At 58.3% G+C, this 22,473-nt stretch carries 17 protein-coding genes and 2 pseudogenes; 14 read left to right on the forward strand and 5 right to left on the reverse strand.

From position 1 onward, the window contains the following. Positions 1-104 precede the first annotated feature (104 nt). Positions 105-1,790 carry an alpha,alpha-trehalase TreA gene (gene treA, locus ACNY69_RS03625; protein ID WP_418797324.1) on the reverse strand — a complete coding sequence of 562 codons (1,686 nt, stop codon included), beginning with the start codon at positions 1,788-1,790 and terminating at the stop codon, positions 105-107. A 209-nt stretch (positions 1,791-1,999) separates the two neighbouring features. Between treA and ghrA the strand changes: the two genes are divergently transcribed. From ghrA to ACNY69_RS03640, 3 genes are all read left to right on the forward strand, one after another. Next, entirely contained in the window at positions 2,000-2,941 is a 942-nt protein-coding gene (ghrA, locus tag ACNY69_RS03630) for a glyoxylate/hydroxypyruvate reductase GhrA (RefSeq protein ID WP_418797325.1), read from the forward strand. Positions 2,942-2,980: 39 nt separating this feature from the next. Next, positions 2,981-3,718: a phosphatase gene (locus ACNY69_RS03635; RefSeq protein ID WP_293769616.1), complete on the forward strand. Its 738-nt coding sequence runs from the start codon at positions 2,981-2,983 to the stop codon at positions 3,716-3,718. Between the two features lie 975 nt (positions 3,719-4,693). Then, a complete protein-coding gene (locus ACNY69_RS03640) occupies positions 4,694-5,008 on the forward strand; it encodes a hypothetical protein (protein WP_418797326.1) in 315 nt (104 codons plus the stop codon). Here the strand turns inward: ACNY69_RS03640 and ACNY69_RS03645 are convergent. Beyond that, positions 5,005-5,370 (reverse strand): annotated as a pseudogene (locus ACNY69_RS03645) (DUF4225 domain-containing protein); the annotation flags it as partial. The gene ACNY69_RS03640 and the pseudogene ACNY69_RS03645 sit on opposite strands and share 4 nt — an antisense overlap. Positions 5,371-6,001: 631 nt before the next feature. Between ACNY69_RS03645 and ACNY69_RS03650 the strand changes: the two are divergent. Further along, positions 6,002-6,208: pseudogene (locus ACNY69_RS03650) on the forward strand (hypothetical protein); the annotation flags it as partial. Beyond that, positions 6,201-6,767, forward strand: coding sequence for a TorD/DmsD family molecular chaperone (locus tag ACNY69_RS03655; protein ID WP_293769632.1), 567 nt, complete (start codon positions 6,201-6,203; stop codon positions 6,765-6,767). The pseudogene ACNY69_RS03650 and the gene ACNY69_RS03655, both read left to right, overlap by 8 nt. 1 nt (position 6,768) lies before the next feature. On the opposite strand, the gene ACNY69_RS03660 is transcribed toward ACNY69_RS03655, so the two are convergent. Both ACNY69_RS03660 and ACNY69_RS03665 read right to left on the reverse strand, forming a co-directional pair. Next, positions 6,769-8,148 (reverse strand): CoA transferase, encoded by a 1,380-nt coding sequence (locus ACNY69_RS03660; protein WP_418797327.1) that lies wholly within the window; start codon positions 8,146-8,148, stop codon positions 6,769-6,771. A gap of 45 nt (positions 8,149-8,193) precedes the next feature. Next, entirely contained in the window at positions 8,194-9,078 is an 885-nt protein-coding gene (locus ACNY69_RS03665; RefSeq protein WP_111141716.1) for a DMT family transporter, read from the reverse strand. A gap of 172 nt (positions 9,079-9,250) precedes the next feature. Between ACNY69_RS03665 and ACNY69_RS03670 the strand changes: the two genes are divergently transcribed. Then, positions 9,251-9,979, forward strand: coding sequence for a glutamine amidotransferase (locus ACNY69_RS03670; protein WP_418797329.1), 729 nt, complete (start codon positions 9,251-9,253; stop codon positions 9,977-9,979). Here ACNY69_RS03670 and ACNY69_RS03675 read toward each other — a convergent pair. Further along, on the reverse strand, positions 9,967-10,530 hold the full coding sequence (locus ACNY69_RS03675) for a class I SAM-dependent methyltransferase (RefSeq protein ID WP_293769644.1): 564 nt from the start codon (positions 10,528-10,530) through the stop codon (positions 9,967-9,969). The two genes, ACNY69_RS03670 and ACNY69_RS03675, sit on opposite strands and share 13 nt — an antisense overlap. 232 nt (positions 10,531-10,762) lie before the next feature. On the opposite strand from ACNY69_RS03675, the gene exaC reads away from it, so the two are divergent. The 8 genes from exaC (at position 10,763) to tssA (ending at position 22,467) form a co-directional block, all read left to right on the forward strand. Then, positions 10,763-12,283, forward strand: coding sequence for an acetaldehyde dehydrogenase ExaC (gene exaC / locus ACNY69_RS03680; protein ID WP_293769647.1), 1,521 nt, complete (start codon positions 10,763-10,765; stop codon positions 12,281-12,283). Between the two features lie 1,067 nt (positions 12,284-13,350). Then, positions 13,351-13,947 carry an SH3 domain-containing protein gene (locus ACNY69_RS03685; RefSeq protein WP_111140784.1) on the forward strand — a complete coding sequence of 199 codons (597 nt, stop codon included), beginning with the start codon at positions 13,351-13,353 and terminating at the stop codon, positions 13,945-13,947. Positions 13,948-13,970: 23 nt separating this feature from the next. Continuing rightward, on the forward strand, positions 13,971-14,471 hold the full coding sequence (gene tssJ / locus ACNY69_RS03690; protein ID WP_111140783.1) for a type VI secretion system lipoprotein TssJ: 501 nt from the start codon (positions 13,971-13,973) through the stop codon (positions 14,469-14,471). A 5-nt stretch (positions 14,472-14,476) separates the two neighbouring features. Then, on the forward strand, positions 14,477-15,817 hold the full coding sequence (tssK, locus tag ACNY69_RS03695; protein WP_111140786.1) for a type VI secretion system baseplate subunit TssK: 1,341 nt from the start codon (positions 14,477-14,479) through the stop codon (positions 15,815-15,817). A gap of 17 nt (positions 15,818-15,834) precedes the next feature. Next, positions 15,835-17,073 carry a DotU family type VI secretion system protein gene (locus ACNY69_RS03700; protein WP_418797330.1) on the forward strand — a complete coding sequence of 413 codons (1,239 nt, stop codon included), beginning with the start codon at positions 15,835-15,837 and terminating at the stop codon, positions 17,071-17,073. Between the two features lie 3 nt (positions 17,074-17,076). After that, on the forward strand, positions 17,077-20,706 hold the full coding sequence (tssM, locus tag ACNY69_RS03705; protein WP_293769656.1) for a type VI secretion system membrane subunit TssM: 3,630 nt from the start codon (positions 17,077-17,079) through the stop codon (positions 20,704-20,706). A gap of 14 nt (positions 20,707-20,720) precedes the next feature. Continuing rightward, positions 20,721-21,437, forward strand: a complete 717-nt coding sequence (tagF, locus tag ACNY69_RS03710; protein ID WP_111140780.1) for a type VI secretion system-associated protein TagF — start codon at positions 20,721-20,723, stop codon at positions 21,435-21,437. 16 nt (positions 21,438-21,453) lie between these two features. After that, entirely contained in the window at positions 21,454-22,467 is a 1,014-nt protein-coding gene (gene tssA, locus ACNY69_RS03715; protein ID WP_418797366.1) for a type VI secretion system protein TssA, read from the forward strand. Positions 22,468-22,473 lie beyond the last annotated feature (6 nt).

Consider the following 22,473-nt stretch of genomic DNA (forward strand, 5'->3'; position numbering starts at 1 on the left):
ATAAATTAGCTGCAATTTTGCCTGCGGATGGAAAAAGTTCAAGTAAAATTCGCTGAAAGGGGGGAGAGGATACCTCCGGCAGGGCCAGAGGTATCCGGAGAGCATTAAGGTTGTGAGGCTGACGCCTGAGGAATATCGTGGGCGCTGTTACAGGTTTTCTCTTTCGGACAATATTTATCAAGCAGCTTCAGCGTAACGCCATTGGTCCAGCCGAAACCATCCTGCAGCGGATATTCGCCGCCACCGCCACCGCCGAGGTTTTTACCCTCGACGACATATTTTTCAACCAGCTTATGCTCCCGGTCATAGGTGTTCTGAACGTTCTGCAGGAAGCGGACGCCCACCTCTTTTGCCAGTTTCGGCTGGTTGTAGTGTTCCAGACCCTCGACGGCGACCCACTGCAGCGGTGCCCAGCCATTCGGCGCATCCCATTGCTGGCCGTTGTTGACGGTCGTAGTCACCAGACCGCCCGGCTTCAGCAGCTGTTTTTCCACCGCGCGGGCGGTGCTTTCAGCCTGCTTATCGCTGGCGACCTGCAGATAGAGCGGGAACAGCGTCGCAGCGGTCAGCTGCGGATGGACCTGCTTTTTCTGCCAGTCATAATCGGCATACCAGTTCTGTTTACTGTCCCAGAGATAGCGGTTGATAGCCGCCTGGCGCTTCTCTGCCCGGTCTGCGAACTGCTTCGCAAGATCGGTCTGCTTGTTCATCTGATAAGCTTTTGACAGCGTCTGCTCCAGATGGAACAGCAGGCTGTTGAGATCGACCGGCGCCAGCTGCGTGGTGCGGATGGTCGAGAGATTATGCGCGTCGGTAAACCAGCGTGAACTGAAATCCCAGCCCGAGGCCGCACCGGAGCGCAGCTCGCGATAGAGTTCCGCCTTATTGCGCTGAGGCGCTTTCTGCGCGGTGGCGATGTCATCCATCCAGGACTCGGTGCGCGGCACGTCACGCGCATCCCAGTAGCGGTTGAGCAGCGTGCCGTCTGCCAGCTTAATCACCCGCTTGCTGGCTGCACCCGCCGCGACGTTGTCGCTGTCCGCCATCCAGTAGTCATACTCTTTCTGCAACTGCGGCAGATAGCGGGTGTAGGCCTGGCCGTTATCGTGGGTTGCCAGCAGATCGACCATCAGGCTGAAGAACGGCGGTTGTGAACGGCTCAGGTAGTAGCTGCGGTTACCGTTGGGGATGTGGCCATAGCGGTCGAGCAGGGAGGCGAAGTTATCCGTCATATCCTGCACCTTATCCCAGTGGCCGCTTTCGGCCAGGCCCAGCATGGTGAAGTAGCTGTCCCAGTAATAAATTTCGCGGAAGCGTCCGCCCGGCACCACATAGGGTTTGGGCAGCGGCAGCAGCGAGTCATACTGACCGGCACTGCTGGCCGTGCGCGTCAGCACCGGCCACAGACCATCGATGTGCTCACGCAGATTCTGTCCGGCGGGCGGCACATATTTGTCGCCCGCGGCGGGCAGGGTAAAGTTGGCATCGACGAAGCGTTTGAGGTCGAAATTGCGCTGTTTTTTCTGCATCTGCCAGTCAGCCAGAATCGACGAGGGGTCGAACTTCGGCACCGCATCAGCAAAGGTTTTTTGATCCGGATAGAATTTCGCCTGCTGCACGGCATTGAACAGCGGGCCTAAGCGGACATCCGGCGGCTGCGGCTGATTGTTCAGCATGCGGCTGCTGTCATCGGCCTGAGCCGCGAAGGCGGGTACGCTCAGCAGCAACGTGAGCAGATAAGGTGCATAACGCTGACGCCGTTCGGCGGCGTTTACCTCAATTTTTATCATCGGTTTTTCTCCTTGTCCGAAATGCGGCCGCGCGTAACGCATTGACCACAGGACCAACTTTAGACCTTATCTGACCACTTCACCCTGAAGCGAGCCGGAAATGTGAAGCCACAGGAATTATTGACCGGCAAAAAAGCGCTTTTCCCCACCGGTTTTTTCTTGCTCTCACGCCGCTTTTCCTGGACGCTGAAAGAAAAAAGGAGAGCAGGATGGAGATCATCTGGTATCACCCGTCGCAGTCTGCCGCGGCCTGGATTAACGGTTTACAGCAGCGCCTGCCTCAGGCAACGGTTCGTGCCTGGCAGCCCGGCGACAATCGGCCAGCCGATTACGCGCTGGTCCGTTCCCCGCCCGCTGAGATGCTGCAGGGCCGCGCCACGCTGCGCGGGGTCTTTGCGCTGGGCGCGGGCGTGGACGAGATCCTGAAACAGCTGCAGCAGCATCCGGACATGCTGCCCGACAGCGTACCGCTTTACCGGCTGGAGGATACCGGGATGGCGCGACAGATGCAGGAGTACGCGGTTCACAGCGTGCTGACCTGGTTTCGTCGGTTTGACGACTACCGCCTCCAGCAGCAGCAGGCGTGCTGGCAGCCGCTGCCGCCTTACACGCGCGAAACGTTCACCGTCGGCATCCTCGGTGCGGGCGTGCTGGGGCAGAGCGTGGCAGAGAGCCTGAAACCCTGGGGATTCCCGCTGCGCGTCTGGAGTCGATCGCCTAAAACGATCGACGGAGTAACCAGCTTTGCCGGCCGCGAGATGCTGCCCGCGTTCCTGCGCGAGACGCGGGTGCTCATCAACCTGCTGCCGAGCACGCCGGAAACCGTGAACCTGGTCGATCACACCTTTTTGCAGCAGCTCCCGCATGGCGCCTTCTTCCTCAATATCGCGCGTGGTGCGCAGGTGGTGGAAGCCGACCTGCTGGCCGCGCTCGATAGTGGACAGCTGAAAGCGGCGGCGCTGGATGTCTTTCAGGTTGAACCTCTGCCCGAGGCGCATCCGCTCTGGTCCCATCCGCGCGTCACGATCACGCCCCATAATGCGGCGGTAACCTTGATCGACGAAGCTATCGACTTTATCGCCCGCGCAATTCTGCAGGATCAGGCAGGTGAGCAGCCAAAAGGCAGAGTGGACCGTCAGCGTGGCTATTAATCAATCGGCCCTGTCAGGGGCAATCAGCAGGAGAAGAGGATGTATCCGGTAGATCTGCATATGCACACCATCGCGAGTACGCATGCTTACAGCACGCTGCATGACTATGTGGCTCAGGCGAAGCAAACCGGCCTGAAACTGTTTGCCATTACCGATCACGGTCCGGACATGGCCGACGCACCGCATTACTGGCACTTTATTAATATGCGCATCTGGCCGCGGGTGATTGACGGCGTGGCAATCCTGCGGGGTATTGAGGCCAATATTAAAAATCAGCAGGGCGAGATCGACTGTTCCGGCCCGATGCTCGATGCGCTGGATTTGATCGTCGCCGGTTTTCACGAGCCGGTCTATGCACCGCGCGACAGAAAGCATCACACTGACGCCATGATCGCGGCGATGGCGGGCGGGCTGGTTCATATCATCAGCCATCCGGGCAATCCGAAGTTTCCGGTCGATATTCCGGCCATCGCCGAAGCCGCCGCCTGTTACGATGTGGCGCTGGAGCTGAATAACTCCTCCTTTACCCATTCGCGGCCGGGCAGCGAACCCAACTGCCGGGCTATTGCCGCCGCGGTACGCGATGCCGGTGGACGGCTGGCGTTTGGCTCCGATTCTCACACCGCCTTTACGCTCGGCCATTTCGACCACTGCCTGCGTATCGCCCGCGAGGTGGATTTTCCAGAGGATCGGGTGCTGAATGTCACGCCTCGTCGGCTGCTCGATTTTCTGGAAATGCGAAGCGGCAGACGGATTGCTGAACTGGCTGACTTTTAGCGCCAGGTTACGTCATCAATACGCTCGTCATGATGAAAATCCCCGCTTTAATCTGCGGGGATAAAAGGGCTAAGGCTACTGTTTTAAGCTAACTTTCTCTGGCCAAGCCAGCGACACAATGACAGACCGAAGCAGCTCGGCGTTGCGCAGTAGAAAACAACCTTCAATATCAGTAGACCCGTGATGAAAGTGTTTCAGCGTTTAAGGGCAAAAACAGCGGACCTGCTGATTTTATCGATGATGTCAAAAGAGGGGGGATCTCTTCGGATCGCGGGTTGTATGTTGAGAACCACTGCCGCCTCAGTCGTGCTGACGCTACTACTGCAAACGAATAATCTGTTTGTCTGAAATGTCCTGGCCTGACAATCTTCACCGGGATGAATAGCAAGAAGTTTACCCTGAAGAGTGTGAACCAAAACCCTACCGATCTGATGTGTCCGTTTTGCTGTTTATGCGAGCCAATACGGAATCATCAACTGAATCAAAGCGCGCCTTTGGCAACGTTGCCGCACTGGCCGAACGACATATGCAGGGTCAGCCCGCTAACATCAAAAGCGCGGCGAACTGCCCTTGGCCATACGAAGCCGTTTAACCTCACCACATCCACTGGGATCCAGCGAAAAAAACTATAGAGCTATATCTGCGGTCATACCGCTCAAACTCTGTCTGGCAGTGCTGAAGTTCAATCACTTAAAGCATTGCTTGAGGACAGAAAAACGGCTCTTGTAACTGTTCAGAAGAAGATAATGCGAGCTACTGCGGCGATCACCTCAGGTAGGAATATGTATCGCTGACTTATCAGGCAGAACTAAGGCCAACTGGAGAGGCGCTCAGGCTTCCTGAACTTAATGGTAAGGACTTTTTGGGATACGGGAGTTTTCCAGAATCACAGAAACAGTTTCGGCTGGAATGCTGTAAAGTTCATCAGTATGATTGTGAATGCCATCGCCAGTGAAGAAATGCGGAGAGGACAATATGGATGTTACTGATGAGGCTTTGTTGAGTTCTGGCTTTATCCCATCGGATTTAAAAAAGATAAAAAACAACGTTGAAACCTATGGTGGAACGCTGGAGAATGCCATCAGGGACCTGGACAGGCGTTTTATTCTTGCTGCATGGGTTGTATCCAGTTGCGTCGCTGTATTCATTTTTCTTGTGATATTCGCATCTGAGCAGAGTGTTTTCTCTGGTGCTATTGGTCTTTCTTGTGGAGCAGCGGTCGCAATTTTTATACAACCGCCTGTACTTGCTTATAAAGCCTGGCAGTTCTGCAGGGCGGACAAATCTTAATCAGCACTATTATCAGTAGCCAGAAGATCAAAAATGACTTTCGCTTTGACACCATATCCAGCGATTTTCATCGTTAGCTTGGGCTTGCTCATTGTGTCAACTTTACGGTAGTAATCACGCGGCAGCCAACGAAATAATCTCCAGGCTCCTGGTTTTCTTGCTAAGCCGAAGATACTATATACACTCGCTCCCAGGGTGGCCGTATTATAAAGAGCTAACCCATGTTTTGGGCTAAACCCCATAAACTGTGCTGTTTCCATTGCGCCATCAGCGAAAATTCCTTCCGATTTGGATTGTTCACCATAGCGAAGATGGCTTGCTTCTTTTGTTATACCGTTAATACCATCAACGAACAGAACTGCACATTATGACTTCGGCCTCTGATACGCGTTCAAAATGCGCTCTGCGTCGATGGAGCGGAATGTCTAAAATAATCTATTTAAAAAATTCCGGCTCCACCAATGACGAGCCGATCCTGAATCTGCTGAATAAGCTATTAGTTAAATGAAGACGATCTTTCGCTGGCTCTATGCCTGGGTGAGCCAATCCTTTTTTGGACTTATACCACCTGCTATCGGCCTGATCGGGGCCATCATCTTTATAAATTTCTTTCCTGCTTATGGTCTGCTGTTCGCTTTTATATGGATCATTTTCATCATTTATTTGTCTGCAAAGTATTTTCGGTTTTACTAGTTCAGTTAAGCGACAGTATAAAAAGTGGTGTCTGCTTTTCTGTTTGATGGTGCCGATAAATCTACGGGGCTGACGGGTCGGTGGTTCCATACCTCCCCTCTGGCCAGTCACTCCTCAGAATCAGTCGATGCTGAAGTCTCTGTTCTGAATTTTCTCATGCAAAACTGTCGGCTTGCGTTGAGGCCTTTTCAGACGCTCAGCTCATTTTCTGACAGAGATAGCCCGAAACAGGATCGCGTGCTCAGACTCCCGGCCTTCGCCGTTGTTAAGGGCGACGAAGCAGTCAGATGGCGGGTTTCTGGCTCCGATTCTCACACTGCCTTTACGCCCGGCCATTTCGACCACTGCCTGCGCATCGCCCGCGAGGTGGATTTTCCGGAGGATCGGGTGTTAAATGTCACGCCTCGTCGCCTGCTCGATTTTCTGGAAATGCGTAGCGGTAAACGCATTGCGGAACTGGCTGACTTTTCATTTACTTTGCCTCAAGGAAATCTGACTCATGAATGAGTTTTCCATTCTCTGCCGCATCATCGGCTCACTGTTTAACCGTCAGCCGCAGGATCCATTGCTGGTGCCGCTGTTCACGCTGCTGCGTGAAGGCAAACTGCAGTCGCAGTGGCCGCTGGAGCAGGATGAGCTGCTGACGCGTCTGCAGCAGAACAGCGATCCTCAGGCGCTGGCCGCCGACTACAATGCGCTGTTTATTGGCAGCGACTGCAACGTGCCGCCTTACGCCTCACAATGGCCGGAAGGCAAAACCGAGCCGGAAGTGCGTGCATTCTTAACCTCGCGCGGTATGCCTCTGAGCGATGCGCCTGCTGACCATTTTGGTGTGATGCTGCTGGCGGCGTCCTGGCTGGAAGACCAGTCCGCAGAGGATGAGAGCGCCGCGCAACTGGCGCTGTTCGAAGAGTATCTGCTGCCGTGGTGCGGCGCGTTCCTGGGCAAAGTGGAGGCACACGCCAGCACCGCCTTTTACCGTACGCTGGCGATGCTGAGCCGCGAAGCGATTCAGGCGATGTACAACGAACTGCTGGAAAGCCGCGAATCGGGCGACGACGCCTGATTTACCATTCTGCCGGGTGGGTGCCCGGCGGCGATCCGGCGGTAGCACAGAGCTGCGGCGTGCCGGGCAGTCGGGCAGCGGCCTTAAGCCTGACCCCGAACCCCCACGGCGTTAATTCATAACAGGGCAGGTTATCGTTCACCTGCGGCACAATGCCGGTGCCCGCGAGATGATCCGCGGGATGCTGCTGCAACAGCCAGGCGGTGCGCGCCAGCGACAGCCGTACCTGGCTGCCGTGTCCGGCTGTCAGACGTCGCCGTAATCCCTCCAGCACCGCCGCCGCCAGCAGATAGCCGGTGGCGTGATCCAGCGCCTGAACCGGCAGCGGCACCGGTTTGTCGCTCTGCTGCCACTGCATTCCCCGTTCGGCAATCCCGCAGCCCATCTGGACCAGACTGTCAAAGCCGCGACGATTGCGCCACGGGCCCTGCCATCCCCAGGCATTCAGACCCGCATCCACCAGGCCCGGTGAGAGTGACTGCAGCGTTTCTGCGTCAAATCCGAGCCGTTCCAGCGCATCGGCCCGATAGCCATGAACCAGCACGTCGGCTTTGCGCAGCAGGCGGATAAACTGCTCACGATCGGCAGGCTGGGTCAGATCGAGCACTGCCCGACGTTTGCCACAGCTCATCTCCTCATCCAGCGTCGGCTCCTGCCAGCCGGGCGGATCGATGCGCAGCACGCGGGCGCCCAGACTGGCAAGAAAGCGGGTCGCAACCGGCCCGGCTATTATCCGCGTCAGATCCAGAACTCTGATGCCCAGCAGTGGTCGGGCGCGGGGCAGCAGCCACGCAGGTGCCGGAGCCGGAAGGGTGCTCTGCCAGCTGAACAGCGGTTCACGCTGCACCGCCAGGCCCTGCGGATGTTGCTGCCAGGCAGCGGCGCTGCGCATCTCAGCCGCGCAGCCGCCTGCGTCAATGATCGCCTGCTCCAGTTCGCTGGCCTGCCACTGCCGGACCTGACGCGCCAGTGCCGGGCGATCGGCATGACGGCCCAGCACCCGCTCCATCGCCTGGCGATGATGCGCCGCGTTCGTGTGCAGACGGATCCAGCCATCCCGGCTCTGATAGTCGCCCGCAAAGAGGTCCCACAGGGCGGGTGCTGCGCGATTCAGTGGACAGAAGCTCTGCTGAAACCAGCGTGAAGCGAGCCGGACGTTCACGGTGACGGGCGGCAGGATCATGTCAGGGCCGGAGGCAGCCAGCAGGTCGGCGACGGCCTGCGTCGCGAGTCCGGTGCTGGTGGCCGCCAGCTCGCTGACGGCAAAGGCGGAAGAGAAAGTGGCGCGATCGGTAAAGACGGGAAGCGGCCTGATAGCGTCGTGGCCCCGCAATCCCTGCTGCATCTGCTGCCACAGCGAGCCAGCGAGCGATAAGTCCATGCTGAATTTCCTTACGGCGGTTTTATCTAAGCATAGCAGGCGGTATCAGCGCCGCCGCAGGCGGGGAAAGCGGGCGTGCATCCGCAGATTACGCAGGTTCAGAACTGCGATAGCGGTGCCCAGCACCACCAGAGAAGCGCCGATAATTTTGAAGCTGTTAAGGCTGTCGCCCAGTACCACAATTCCCATCAGCACGGAGAGCACCGGCGTCAGCAGCGAATAGGGCATGATCAGGTTGACGTTGTACTTCTTCAGCAGCATATACCACAGCGTATAGGCGACAATCGAAGACGCGATGGCGCTGTAGAGGATGGCGAACCAGCCGCGCCAGCCCGCATGTTGCAGGGCATAGAGCTGATGGGACTCCATCACCAGACTGGATCCGCCGACGATCGGTATCGCCAGAAACGCAATCCATCCGGTCATGGTCAGCGGTTTAATCGGCGGCGACTTCTTGACGATCAGATTACTCACCGCCCAGCCGGTGGCGCTGCACAGCAGCAGACAGAGCACCCACCATGAAGGAATGGTCGGGCTGCCGGATAGCACCACCACGCCGCTCAGCGAAATCATGATGCCCATCAGCTGCACCAGTTTCAGATTCTCTTTGAGCACCGCCATCGCCAGCAGCATCGCAATCGGCGTGCCCAGCTGCACGACAATCGCGCCGGTGCCGGCATCGGTATAGCGCAGGCCGACGAACAGCAGCGAGAAGTGCATAAAGCCGAACGTGAAGGCCAGCAGCAGCAGCCAGGGCAATTGCTGACGGGTAATGCGACAGAAGGGCACCAGCACTATCGCCACCACGACAAAACGCATAAACGTCAGAAACAGCGGCGGCAGCTCCAGCAGACCCCATTTCACCGCGACGTTATTAAAGGCCCAGATAGAGACCACCATCAGAATCAGAAAAAAATGCCGCACAGCCACGATAATATCCTTTCGATGTTTTTTGCATAGCCTGCTAATGATGGCACGAACTCCGGCAATCCAGCCAATCGCTGGCAGAAATTTTCTGCGACAGCCCCGCCGCCTGGTGAGACTTTTTATGGCATTGATGGCAGACTGATTTGAAACGACTTCTGAGAGGATCTGATTCGGTATGACCCCTGCATCCGCCTTACCCCTTGCGTTAATTCAGCTTGAAGTCCCGCCCGCAAACGTCGTCGCGCAGATTGGTGAACAGCCACGCTGGTTCATTGATGCACTGGATCTGCAGCCTGATGATTACCTGATTGTCCGGCCCCATCTGGGCGAGGCGTTGCCCGATTTTGATCAGATTTCCGGCGCGATCCTCAGCGGCTCCTGGGCGATGGTGACCGATCACGCCGACTGGAGTGAACGCAGCGCCGCCTGGGTACGGGCAGCGATCGACCATCGGTTGCCGCTGCTGGGCGTCTGTTACGGCCATCAGCTGATGGCCTATGCGCTGGGCGGTGTGGTGGCGGACAATCCTCAGGGCTGGGAGCGTGGCCTGTTACCGATTCGCTGCACGGAACAGGCGCAGCGCGATCCGCTTCTGCAGAGGCTGCCCGCCTCGTTCAGCGTCTGGCTGTCGCATCGTCAGTCGGTGATCACCGCGCCGCCTCACGCGCAGGTGCTGGCGTCGTCTGGGCGCGATGGCTGTCAGATCGTGCGCTATTCGCCGCAGGCGTTATCGGTGCAGTTTCATCCCGAATTTTCCCGGCCGATTATGAACGCCTGTCTGCCGCCGGACACGATCGAAGAGTGTGCCGGGCGCGACATTGAGGGCAAAGACTGGGCGCGTGAACTGCTGGTCTCATTCTGGCAACAGACGTGCCCGGCCGTCAGACAGGCTCAGGGCGCGTAGTGACGGGTACAGCGATAGACCCAGGCGGGCGGCACATTCTTCAGCACCCTCTGGCGCTCCCAGGTGAAGTAGCGTGAGAGATCCGGCTGGGTCAGCGAGGTGTACTGGAACTGCACAAAGACGCCGTCCGGCCCCAGCGCGTTGAATACCGCCCGCAGAATGGCTTCACGCAGGTCAGGCGGTAAGGATAACAGCGGCAGGCCGGAGAAGATCGCGTCATATTCGCCGTTCAGATATTCAGCCGAACAGGTGCGCACAGTCATGCGGGGGTCGTCGAGGGCATTCAGCCTGTCCGCCAGGGCGGTGCTGATCTCAAAGGCATCCAGGGTGGCGTCGGGGGCCATCTGCGCCAGTATCTGTCGCGTCAGCACCCCATCGCCCGCGCCGAGTTCGGCGATGCGTAATGTTTCAGACCACTGAACCGACGCGGTCATCGTCCGGCACAGGGTCTCTGATGAGGGCGTAATGCTGCCCATCTTGCGCGGGTTACGAATAAACTGATGCACGAAACTGGCCTTGGTGCGCATCAGGGTCATAGCTGAAGCCAGCATACTCATCTCCGTAATCTGTTCATCCTCACGTTGACCCCGCCACGCCGCACAAGTTTCTCGCGGCATCCGTCTGCAGGGAAAAGTCAGAATATTCCTGAGACACCCCGGAAACGCCTAATCCTTCGGAGCGGTCACAGTTTCGGCCTGAAAGACCTGACACTCTCTTGATGTTGCATCATGTTAATAACAAGTTTCACTATTGTTGCATCAGTCACCTTTCAGGAGAATGACCATGCGTTACGCCGCCCCCGGAGAACAGGGTTCTCTGATTACGCTACAAAAGAATTATGGCAACTTCATTAATGGTGAATTTGTCGCGCCGGTGAAGGGAAACTACTTTACCAATACTTCACCGGTGAATGGATCGGTGGCCGGTGAGTTCCCGCGTTCGGATGCGGCCGATGTGGATAACGCGGTGGCCGCGGCTGCAGCGGCCGCTGATGCCTGGGGTAAAACCTCGCCGCAACAACGCTCGCTGCTGCTGCTGAAAATTGCCGATCGGCTGGAGCAGCATCTGGAAACGATGGCGGTGTATGAAACCTGGGACAACGGTAAACCGGTGCGCGAAACGCTGGCGGCCGATATGCCACTGGCGGTGGATCATTTCCGCTATTTTGCGGGCTGTCTGCGGGCACAGGAGGGCAGTGCCGCCGAGATCGATGAGTTCACGGCGGCCTACCATTTTCATGAGCCGCTGGGCGTCGTCGCGCAGATTATCCCGTGGAACTTCCCGCTGTTAATGGCCGCCTGGAAGCTGGCACCGGCGCTGGGCGCAGGTAACTGCGTGGTGCTGAAACCGGCTGAACAGACGCCGCTGTCGATTACCGTCTTTGTGGATTTGATTAAAGATCTGCTGCCTCCGGGCGTACTGAACGTGGTGCACGGCTTTGGTAAAGAGGCGGGTGAGGCGCTGGCTTCACATCCCGGCATCGCCAAGGTTGCCTTTACCGGTTCTACCGCCACCGGCGGCCATATTCTGGAACTGGCGGCCAAAAGCCTGATCCCGTCGACCGTCGAACTGGGCGGTAAATCCCCTAACATCTTCTTTGAAGATATCATGCAGGCGGAAGAGAGCTTCATCGAGAAAGCCGCAGAGGGGGTAGTGCTGGGCTTCCTGAATCAGGGCGAAGTCTGTACCTGTCCGTCACGCGCGCTGGTGCAGGAGTCGATCTACGAACCCTTTATGGCGGCCGTGATGAAACGGGTAAAAACCATCAAACGGGGCGATCCGCTGGATACCGACACCATGGTCGGCGCGCAGGCGTCGCAGCAGCAGTTTGACAAAATCCTCTCCTATCTGGAGGTGGCGCGTCAGGAGGGAGCGGAAGTGCTGGCTGGCGGCGGCATCGAGAAGCTGGATGACGCGCTCAACAGCGGCTATTACATTCAGCCGACGCTGCTGAAAGGCAACAACAGTATGCGGGTGTTCCAGGAAGAGATCTTCGGACCGGTCATCGGCATCACCACCTTTAAAGATGAAGCGGAAGCGATCGCTATTGCCAACGACTCTATTTATGGTCTGGGTGCCGGCGTCTGGACCCGCGATATTAACCGCGCCTACCGGGTGGGCAGGGCGATCAAAGCGGGGCGCGTCTGGACCAACTGCTATCACCTCTATCCGGCCCATGCTGCCTTTGGTGGCTACAAGAAATCGGGCATCGGGCGTGAAACCCATAAAATGATGCTGGATCACTACCAGCAGACCAAAAACCTGCTGATCAGCTACAGCATCGAACCGCTGGGTTTCTTCTGATTCACAGGCGGAATCTGGCGGCGCCCCTGCGCGCAGCCACAACAGAACCACGCTTCGGCGTGGTTTTTTACGTTAAGAGGTGCTGAAGAGTCAGGAAATATCTGATGACCACGCAACAAAAATGCGCCGATAAAGAACAATTAATCAGTTAGTTAAAAAATTAAACCGACAGATTTACGGTTTCTTTTAGCCTGAAAGCCCTCTCATTTCGCATCCGACATTCTTATTTGCAGTGGTACTGATATAACCCTCTGATATGTATGGCAATATTTGAAAGCCATCCGCAGTTCTTTCCATCCCAGCCTTACGTCACCTCTGCGCCCACTGCGCCAGCAGTCCATCGAAGAGTACCAGATTTTACATGAGACTTTTTAATGGCCGCTTCGGTTCCGCGCTTTTTTTGCATAAAAACACTTCAGAATATCGGAAGTTTTTAGGAATCGTCTTAGTAGGTAGTTCAAAATCTGATAATATTTGCATTAACTCTATATATTAAATTTTTCTTATTAAAATACCGGGCGGCGTGTGCCGTTGAAATTCCGTAAATCTTCTGTAAACTTATCGATTAAATTTACAATATGAATGTGATTGCAGACTCACGGGCAGGATCTCTCTGGCTCGTGCGGTAGCTATGGATTCACGGATTTATTGTAAATGCATGTATTTAAAGCTATTTATTTAGTTATTCGAGATTTTCCATGCAGGTATATGCTCAACAATAACGCGCTTGCGATTAATGTTTTAATTAAAAGCGGGTGTTAAATAGCCAGGGATGGTATAAGGAAAACTTGGGTTTCCCCCGCCTTCCTGAATCAGACACAAAAAAAACGATCATATTTCTGATCGATTTTTCGCGCGACTGATTTCCTTCTCGCGCCGTTTTCATCCCCGATGCTGCTTTTTTATACTTAATATTATTTGATCAGTCGGCATTTTTGCTGACCGCAGCCTCCAGGCATTTTGATTCAGGGGTGGCTTTAAGGCTGGTACTAATGGCCTTCTTCACCCGTGATATTTCCCGATTTTCATCACTGACTCCCGGCCTCTGGCCTCTCTTCAAGGTATGAATGGAACACAACATGAAAAAAATGGTGAAGCTTCGTATTGCGTTAGGGCTGATGTTTGTTTTCTCTGTCGCTGGCTGTAAAGCGCCGCCGCAAATGACGGATGACACGCTGGTCACCAGCACCGTGGATGGCGTGGTACTCAGCCATCGCTATGCGGTCAAACCGCCCGCGCAGTTCACACCGGTCAATGAAACCTATCGCGCGCTCTATCCCGCCTCGGTCATGAACCATCCTGGTTATGGCGGCAAAGTGGTGGAGACCCTGAAAAGCGGTGAAAGCTATACGGTGATTGGTCAGGTGGAGAACAACTGGCTGGCGCTGGGTGAAGCGGCCGACACCGCAGCCGACGCGCAACCCGAAACCGCCACCCCGCCAGCGAAAGAGGGCGATAAACCTGCGGCACCGCAGGCTGCCGTCAGGCTGACAGGCTATGTGCCGTTCCGCGCGGTGGTGAAAAGCGAACTCTATGACCAGACCATCAAAGCCGATCAGCCAAAACGTCGCGTTCGCACCAGCAAGAAAAAAACCTGTGTTGCGGTTAACGGCGACAGCACCGCCTGCCAGAACAGCACTAACGGAACCTGGATCATTAACTAATTGCATCGGGCAGGGAGGGCTTCATGACGAGAAATATGTCACTACGGAGTGGGCTGATCGTGTTGCTGGTGTGGCTGCTGTCAGCCTGCAGCAGTAGCAGCAGTCAGCCGCCAGCGACCTACTACAACCTGACGGTGCGGGCGGAGAACCAGCTTAACGGCGGTGCGCCACTGAAAGTCCGGGTTATGCTGCTGAGTTCAGATGCCGGGTTCATGTCAGCCGATTTCTACTCCCTGCAAAACCCGTCTGCCGACGCACAGGGCGGCGCGCAGCTCAATACCCAACAGTTCTTCCTGACCTCAGACCAGCGCAGCAAAACGCTGCGTATCAGGAGCCTGCCCGAGGCGCGCTTTATCGGCATCATGGCTGAATACCAGATGCTGGATGGCAAAATCTGGCGACTCTCGCTGCCGGTTCCCGAAGGCGAGTCACCTTCATTCTGGGCGTTCTGGAAACGTAACGATGGCGAGCTGAATGCGCATATTGTGGCGGGAACGAATGGCCTTCGCGTGGAAAAACAGTGATGCCGATGAACAGAGCGGAAAAAGTCGTCTGGACGGAGGGGATGTTTCTGCGTCCTCACCATTTCCAGCAGTCAGAAAATTATCTCCTCAGCACCCTGCGGGAGTGGGGGCAGTCGCAGCGCGCCTACACCTGGGGTTTTTACGATCTTGAGTTTGATGAGGCGCTGCTGCGTCAGGGCAAACTGGCGCTGAGTGCCGCCAGCGGCTGTCTGCCGGATGGCACCTTCTTTGCCTTCAGCCAGCCACAGCATGGCCCGGCCCCGCTCGATCTGCCTGCGTCGGTTGATCGCAGCAAAGTGGTGCTGGCGATTCCGGCCCGGCGCAACGGCCGTGAGGCCGTGGCGTTTCAGGAGTCGCACGATTCGCTGGCGCGCTACCTGGCCTGGGAAACGGAGGTGGAAGATGACAACGTGCAGGCGGTGGGCAGTGCCACGGTGCAGTTTGGCAAACTTCGCCTGCGCCTGATGCTGGAGCAGGATCTGACCGCCGAGTGGACCGCGATGGGCGTGGCGCAGGTGATCGAAAAACGCAGCGACAACCATATCCGGCTCGACAGCGACTACATTCCGCCGATGCTGACCCTGAACAGCAGCCGTCCGCTGCAGAACATGTTCAACGATCTCCACGGGCTGATCCAGCAGCGCAGCCAGCAGCTGAGTCAGCGCGCGCCAGGCACCGGCCGTTTCAACAGCGCCGATATGGTCGATTTTATGCTGCTGGCGCTGCTTAACCGGCAGCTGGGCCTGCACAGTCATCTTCAGCATCTGCCGCTGCTGCATCCCGAAACACTCTTCAGCCACTGGCTGCAGCTGGCGGCAGAACTGAGTACCTGGACGCCAGCCCGTGCGCCTGAAGGGCTGCCGCTTTACGATCATGACGATCTGAATAGCTGTTTCAGCCGTCTGTCGCTGCTGCTGCGTCAGGGGCTCTCGCAGGTGATGGAAGAGAGTGCTATCCAGCTGCCGCTGACCCAGCGTTCACACGGGCTCAACGTGGCGACCGTGCCGGAAAGCAGCATGGTGCATGAGTTTGGCTTCGTGCTGGCGGTGAAAGCCAGCGTGCCCGCTGACACCCTCATCACCCATTTCCCTGCGCAGATGAAGGTCGCGCCGGTCAGCAAAATCCGCGATCTGGTACAGCTGCAACTGCCGGGTCTGGCGCTACGGTCGATGCCAGGCGCCCCGCCGCAGATCCCCTGGCATTCAGGATATAGCTATTTCGAACTGGATAAGAACAGCGAACTCTGGAAAGAGATGGAGCGCTCGGGCGCTTTTGCGCTGCATCTTGCCGGTGAGTTTCCGGGCCTGAGCATGGAGTTCTGGGCCATCCGTAGTCAGTCAGAATAATAAACCGAGCACGCAGCATGATGCAGGAACAACCCCAGTCACACAGCGATCTTGCGCCGGATACCAGCCACCAGAATGTGCTTGTCGCGGCGGCCAACCCTCTGATTAATGCCATTCCCCAGATCCGTCACTCGCTCTCCTATGAGGATCCGGCGGCACTACGTCAGCAACTGATCGATCAGATCCGTCGCTTCGAGCTGAGCTGCCAGCAGTCCGGCGTGGGCTATGAAGTGATCATCGGCGCACGTTACTGCCTCTGTACCGCACTCGACGAGGCGGCGGCGCTGACACCCTGGGGCAGCCGTGGCGTCTGGACCAGTAACGGTCTGCTGGTAACGTTTCACAACGAAACCTGGGGTGGCGAGAAGTTTTTCCAGCTGCTGGCCAGGCTGTCACAGAACCCCAGACGCCACATCCTGATGCTGGAGCTGATCTACTTCTGCCTGCTGCTGGGATTCGAAGGGCGCTACCGCGTCCTGGACAATGGCCGCTCCCAGCTGGAGACCATTAAGCAGCGTCTGCTGCAGATGATCAAAGGCGTGCGCGGCAGTTATGCGGCGGCGCTGTCACCGCATCCTACCGATCAGCCCGTGCTGCGCAAACTGTGGCGGCCGATGATCCCGCTCTGGGCCTGTGCGGCCGTAGCGGGGCTGGCAGCCTGCCTCTTCTATATCGTCCTGAACTGGCGCCTGGGCGATTACACCTCACCGGTGCTCGCCCGCATCTATCAGACGGTGCTGCCGGAGGTGAAGATTGGCAATCCTGCGCCGCCACCGCCTGCCACGCTGAACCTGCGGGCCTTCCTGAAACCGGAGATTGATGCCGGGCTGGTGGCCGTGCGCGACGAAGCGGATCGCAGTGTGGTGACGCTGAAAGGGGATGGCCTGTTTGCCTCCGCCGCTACCGAGGTTCGCGGCCGCTATACCGGAGTGATCCAGCGTATCGCGGCGGCGATGAACAACGTCAGCGGCCAGATTCAGGTGATTGGCTACAGCGACAACGTGCCGATCCGCAGCGCCCGCTTTGCCTCTAACTTTGAGCTTTCGCTGGCACGCGCCCGGTCGGTGCAGAGCCTGCTGCAGCAGCAGCTGGCACAGCCGTCACGGGTCAGGGCGGAAGGGCGCGGCGAAAGCAATCCGCTGGTACCGAACACCAGCGCAGAAAATCGCGCACGCAACCGTCGTGTGGAAATCACGCTGCTGGTGGCACCGGATGCAACGCAGGCTGAACTCAACGGCCCGGCAAGAGGGAACTGATCCATGCTGAATATTCTGTTTGCCGTGCTGACCAGCCGCCTGGCGTGGGGCTTTGTCGGCATTACTGCGCTCTCCTTTATTATCTGGGTGATTGGCCCGGTATTCTCGATCGTCGATTCGCGCCCGCTGGAGCCGGAGCAGAACCGCATGATCAGTATCGCGCTGCTCTATCTGGTGTGGGGGCTGGGGCAGGCGATCCCGCGACTCTATAACTTCTGGCTCAACCGCAAGCTGATGTCGAGCCTCGAAACCGGTAAGAGCGATGCGCCGGACGCCGATCGTCAGCGGCTGACCAGCGAAGAGCAGGTGCTGGCAGGGCGCTTCTCGGAGGCCACGGAGATGCTGAAAAAGGCGCACTTCCAGCGTCACAGCAGCAGAGGCCGTCCGTTCTGGGCGCAACGCTTTGGTCGGCAGTATCTCTATCAGCTGCCGTGGTACATGATCATCGGCGCGCCCGGTGCCGGTAAAACCACCGCGCTGGTTAACTCAGGGCTGCAGTTTCCGCTGGCGGATAAGTTCGGCAAATCGGCGCTGCGCGGCATCGGCGGCACCCGCAACTGCGACTGGTGGTTCACCAATGATGCCGTGCTGCTGGATACCGCCGGGCGCTACAGCACCCAGGAGAGTCAGCAGGAGCGGGATGCCAGCGAATGGCACCATTTCCTTGACCTGCTGCGCAAATATCGCGGACGTCAGCCGATCAACGGCGTGATCGTCACCCTGAGTGTCTCCGATCTGCTGAGCCAGTCACCCGAAGCGTTGCGCAACCAGGCGCTGGCGCTGCGTCAGCGCCTGATGGAGTTGCACGATCGTCTCGGCATCCGTTTCCCGGTCTATGTGCTGGTTACCAAGGCTGACCTGCTCAAAGGCTTTCGCAGCTACTTCGCCTCGCTGGATAAAGCCCAGCGTGAGCAGATCTGGGGCTTCACCTTCCCGTGGGCGCAGGCGTCAGCCGCTGACTTTGAGCTTAACAACCAGTTCCAGCAGGAGTATTCACTGCTGCAACAGCGGCTCGATGCCGGACTGGCCGATCGGCTGCTGATGGAGAGCGATCCCCAGGCCCGCGCCGAAAGTTACCTCTTCCCGCAGGAGTTCGCGGCGCTGCGGCCGCTGCTGGCCGAGGCGCTCGACACGCTGTTTGCCCGTTCCGATTTCGAAACGCAGTTTGCACCGCGCGGGATCTACTTTGCCAGCGGCACGCAGGAAGGTCTGCCGTTTGATCGGGTCATGGGCGAGCTGAACCGCGCGCTGAATCTGCCGGGTCAGCAGACGGGCGAATCGGGCAGCTGGGATCAGGTCAATAAAGAGTCCCCGATTCCACAAAACAAAGGGCAGAGCTTCTTCCTGAAAGGGGTGCTGGAGGATGTCATTTTCCAGGAGTCCGGGCTGGCTGGCAGTAACCGCTGGTGGGAGTTGCGCAATCGCGCGGGGCTGTGGTCAGGCTATCTTGCCCTGCTGCTGCTGTTACTGGTGGCGGGTGCGCTCTGGCTCACCAGTTACAGCAAGAACAAATCCTATCTGCAGGAGATGGCGGCCAAAACGCCGCAGGTGGAGCAACTGGGCGACCAGCTCCGGCAGCAGGTTAATGGCGATCTCTTTGCGCTGGTGCCTTATCTCAACACGCTGCTGCACCTGCCGGAGAGCGCCGATTTTTCGCTGGACTCACCGCCGCTGACGCGCCGGATGGGGCTGTATCGCGGCACGGAAGTCAGTGATGCGACCCGCGCCCTCTATGAGAAAGCCCTGAAGCAGCTCCTGCTGCCGCAGGTGGCGCAGAACATCACCCGCTGGCTGCGGGCCGATAACGGCAGCGATGCGGACTACAGCTATGAGGCGCTGAAAGCGTATCAGATGCTCTATCAGCCTAAGCACTACGATGGCAGATTCCTGCAGGCCTGGCTGATGCTCAATCTGTCGCGTGAGCTGCCGCAGAACGTGACCCAGCAGCAGGTGAAGCAGCTGGCGTGGCATCTGCAACAGCTGCTGGAGACGCAGATCCACGCCTCACCTTATGCGAAGGATGAGGCCCTGATTAAGCGCGAACAGGCGCTGATCAATCAGATGCCGCTGTCACAGCGCGTCTATGGCCGGCTGAAGCGCCTGTTGCAGCGCAGCGATACGCTGCAGACGGTCACGCTGGCGTCGCTGGGCGGGCCGCAGAGCGAGCTGGTCTTTTCGCGCAAAAGCGGTAAATCGGTGAATGACGGGGTGGCGGGTCTCTATACGCCGGAGGGGTACTGGCAGCATGTGGACAAACAGATAGCGCCGGTCACTCAGGCCCTTTACAAGGACGATCTCTGGGTGCTGGATGGTGCGGCACCTGCACAGAAAAGCGAGCAGACCGATCTGGCCGTGCGCCAGCTCTACGTACAGGACTACATCCGCCAGTGGGAGCAGTTCCTGAGCGATATTCAGCTTAACAGCAGCGCCGACCTCTCGCAGCGCATCAACACGGCACGTCTGCTCTCCGGCAATCACTCGCCGCTGCGCCAGCTGGTTATCAACCTCAGCCGCTTGCTGACGCTGAACCGGGCGCAGCCGGATGAGAAAACCGCTCAGGCTGCAAAGCCTCTGGACAACAGCGCCACCCGCACCCTTGAAGCCCTGTTTAGCTCGTCCGACGCCGCTGCCGCGCGTGGACAGGCCACCAGTCAGACCACGCCGGAGCAGGCGGTGGCCGTGCACTTTGCGCCGGTTATTGAGCTGGCCCAGCCGCTGCAGCAGGGCAGCAAGGTACTGGCGGTGGATGATTTCCTGCACCAGATCGATGATCTGTATCGCTATCTGACAGCGGTCCAGGATGCTGCAAACAGCGGGATGCCACCACCGGCCAGCGATGCCATCAGTCGTCTGCAGGCCAGCGCCGGTCGCCTGCCGGGTTCTCTGCAGAATATGGTTTCCAGCATGGCGGTGGGGGCCAGCAGCGATGCCCAGCGCCGCGACATGGATAACGTCCGTAAGCGCATCACCATGGAAGTGGGCAGTTTCTGCCGCCAGGCGATCGCGGGTCGCTATCCGCTGGTTCGCTCCGCGCGCAGCGAAGTGACACCGGACGATCTGGCCCGGATGTTTGCGCCGGGCAGCGGCATGATGGACAGTTTCTTTCGTGACAACCTGGCCAGCAAAGTGGATACCACCAATGCCGCGTGGCGCTTTACGCCGGGTATCGACGGTAAAAGCCTGCCGGGCGGCGAAGCGCTGCTGCGTCCTTTCCAGCAGGCACAGTCGATTCGGGATGCCTTCTTTGCCAACGGTGCCACCACGCCTGGCTTCCGCGTCACGCTGCGCACCGTCAGAATGGACAATGAGATCCTTAACCTGACGCTGGATGTCGACGGACAGATCCTGCGTTACAGCCACGGGCCGCAGGCGGTGCAGATGGTCAGCTGGCCCGGTCCGGGCGGCACCAGCCAGGTGCGGATGCAGCTTGGCCTCACCAACGGCACCACCTCCACGCTGGTCACCAGCGGTCCCTGGGCGCTCAATCGTTTCTTTGACCGTGCCCGCGTTACCGCCGCCGGAGGGCTGACACGCGACGCCACGTTCAGCGTGGATGGCCATCAGGTCACGCTGTCGTTTACCCCAGGCAGCATTCGTAATCCGTTCCAGCTTCCCGGCTTTAGCTGCCCCTGAAACAGGACCCGAACATGACTCATTACGCTGCACCCTGCTGGTACGGCAAACTGCCCAGCGCGGGTGACTTTGTTAAGCGCCGCTTTCCTGACGTGATCTATCGCCAGTGGTCCAGCTGGTTTCAGGTGGGTCTGCACCACTGGCAGAGCAATCAGGAGAGCGACAACGCGCCCTCGCGCCCGTTTCTCAACGCGCCGGTCTGGAATTTTGTGGTGCCCCCGATGCTGGGCAGCCAGCTGATCCAGATGGGCTGCCTGATCGCCGCACGGGACAGCGTCGGGCGCAACTATCCGCTCTGCGCGCTGCGCTACTTTACGCCTGCAGAATGGTCGCCCGCGCTGCTGGCCCGCTCCGGCGACTGGTATCAGCAGGTGGGGAATACCCTGCTGCGGGTGGTGCAGGGGGGCGGATCGCCGGAACAGCTCGACCAGGCGCTGCTCAGCATTCCTCAGCCGCAACCGCCGCAGGAGGCCAGCGAGTCGTCTGACATTCTCGACGTTATCGGACATGGCGATACCCCTTCGACCCTGAACTGGACGCTGCCGGGCGAGCATTTTGATCCGCAGTTCTACACCAGTTACTGGTGGACCAATCAGAGCGACGGTTTTCCGCTCTATACCCAGGTTCACAGCGGCAACTTCACTGCTCAGCTCTTTTCCCTGCTGTTCGATCCGGCCGGTGGGGCAAAACCCGGCCGGAACGGCCTTTATCCCCCGATGTTTGAATCCTGAGGCGACGAGCGTGACGATAAATACAGAAACTTTGCTGGCGCCGATCGGCGATGAAAATCCCGGTGGCGACAACCTGGAATATGATGCCGATTTTCAGGCGATGGAGCAGGCGAGCGCCGGTAAAGCCGAACAGCAGTTTGGTGACACGATCATTCCGGCAGAACCGGCAGACTGGAATAAAGTCGAGAAGCTGGCGATAGCCCTGCTGGGCCGCAGCAAAGATTTGCGGGTAATGCTGACGCTGACCCATGCCTGGACCGAACTGAAGGGATTGCCGGGCTATGCCCAGGGCCTGAAGCTGATTGAACAGGCGCTGCTGCTCTACTGGGAACCGCTGTGGCCCCGGCTGGAAGAGGCGGGCGAAGCGGATCCTTTCTTCCGCATCAATGCTCTGGCGTTGCTGGGCGACAAATCTGCCCTGAGCGCAGCGGTGCGCCAGAGCTGGCTGCTGCGCTATCCCTCTGACGGTATCACGCTGCGCGATGCCGCCGCCCTGTGCGACGGCAGCAAAACCGAAGTCACTGAGTATCCCGGTGGCCTGCCACGTCTGACCGACGAACTGGCGCGCGCGGATCAGCCCGGTATCGGTGCGGTGCTGCAGATCCATGAGCGGCTGCAGACCATCTGCGAAACCGTGGCCGAACGGCTGGGTGAGGCGGCGGTGCCGGAACTGGCGCTGCTGCGCCGACAGATTGCCCTGGTCGCCGAACGCTGCCAGGCCACCGACCTCAGCACATTACTGCCCGCAGCCGCGGCGGAACAGCCCGCAGAGACCGCTGCCGCGCCCGCACCGGCGGCGGCGCGTGCGGCCGCTGACTGGCGCAGCGTGCAGATCGGCTCCCGCGCCGATGCGCAGCTGATGCTGGAAAAAGTGAAGCTCTATTTTACCCGGCATGAGCCGAGTCATCCTGCACCGCTGATGATCGACCGCGTTCAGCGCCTGATCGAGCGCGATTTTATGGAGATTATCCGCGATCTCGCGCCGGATGGCGTACATCAGCTCGAAACGCTTTTCGGACGTCGCGACTAAGACGTC

It is taken from the genome of Pantoea graminicola (genome assembly GCF_048452665.1).
In the GTDB taxonomy this organism is placed as follows: Bacteria; Pseudomonadota; Gammaproteobacteria; order Enterobacterales; family Enterobacteriaceae; genus Pantoea.

What these genes read in the sequence shown, in the direction of transcription:
- treA (WP_418797324.1), bottom strand. Translation starts at nt 1,790, where the DNA reads ATGATAAAAATTGAGGTAAACGCCGCCGAACGGCGTCAGCGTTATGCA.
- ghrA (WP_418797325.1), top strand. Translation starts at nt 2,000, where the DNA reads ATGGAGATCATCTGGTATCACCCGTCGCAGTCTGCCGCGGCCTGGATT.
- ACNY69_RS03635 (WP_293769616.1), top strand. Translation starts at nt 2,981, where the DNA reads ATGTATCCGGTAGATCTGCATATGCACACCATCGCGAGTACGCATGCT.
- ACNY69_RS03640 (WP_418797326.1), top strand. Translation starts at nt 4,694, where the DNA reads ATGGATGTTACTGATGAGGCTTTGTTGAGTTCTGGCTTTATCCCATCG.
- ACNY69_RS03655 (WP_293769632.1), top strand. Translation starts at nt 6,201, where the DNA reads ATGAATGAGTTTTCCATTCTCTGCCGCATCATCGGCTCACTGTTTAAC.
- ACNY69_RS03660 (WP_418797327.1), bottom strand. Translation starts at nt 8,148, where the DNA reads ATGGACTTATCGCTCGCTGGCTCGCTGTGGCAGCAGATGCAGCAGGGA.
- ACNY69_RS03670 (WP_418797329.1), top strand. Translation starts at nt 9,251, where the DNA reads ATGACCCCTGCATCCGCCTTACCCCTTGCGTTAATTCAGCTTGAAGTC.
- ACNY69_RS03675 (WP_293769644.1), bottom strand. Translation starts at nt 10,530, where the DNA reads ATGCTGGCTTCAGCTATGACCCTGATGCGCACCAAGGCCAGTTTCGTG.
- exaC (WP_293769647.1), top strand. Translation starts at nt 10,763, where the DNA reads ATGCGTTACGCCGCCCCCGGAGAACAGGGTTCTCTGATTACGCTACAA.
- ACNY69_RS03685 (WP_111140784.1), top strand. Translation starts at nt 13,351, where the DNA reads ATGGAACACAACATGAAAAAAATGGTGAAGCTTCGTATTGCGTTAGGG.
- tssJ (WP_111140783.1), top strand. Translation starts at nt 13,971, where the DNA reads ATGACGAGAAATATGTCACTACGGAGTGGGCTGATCGTGTTGCTGGTG.
- tssK (WP_111140786.1), top strand. Translation starts at nt 14,477, where the DNA reads ATGAACAGAGCGGAAAAAGTCGTCTGGACGGAGGGGATGTTTCTGCGT.
- ACNY69_RS03700 (WP_418797330.1), top strand. Translation starts at nt 15,835, where the DNA reads ATGATGCAGGAACAACCCCAGTCACACAGCGATCTTGCGCCGGATACC.
- tssM (WP_293769656.1), top strand. Translation starts at nt 17,077, where the DNA reads ATGCTGAATATTCTGTTTGCCGTGCTGACCAGCCGCCTGGCGTGGGGC.
- tagF (WP_111140780.1), top strand. Translation starts at nt 20,721, where the DNA reads ATGACTCATTACGCTGCACCCTGCTGGTACGGCAAACTGCCCAGCGCG.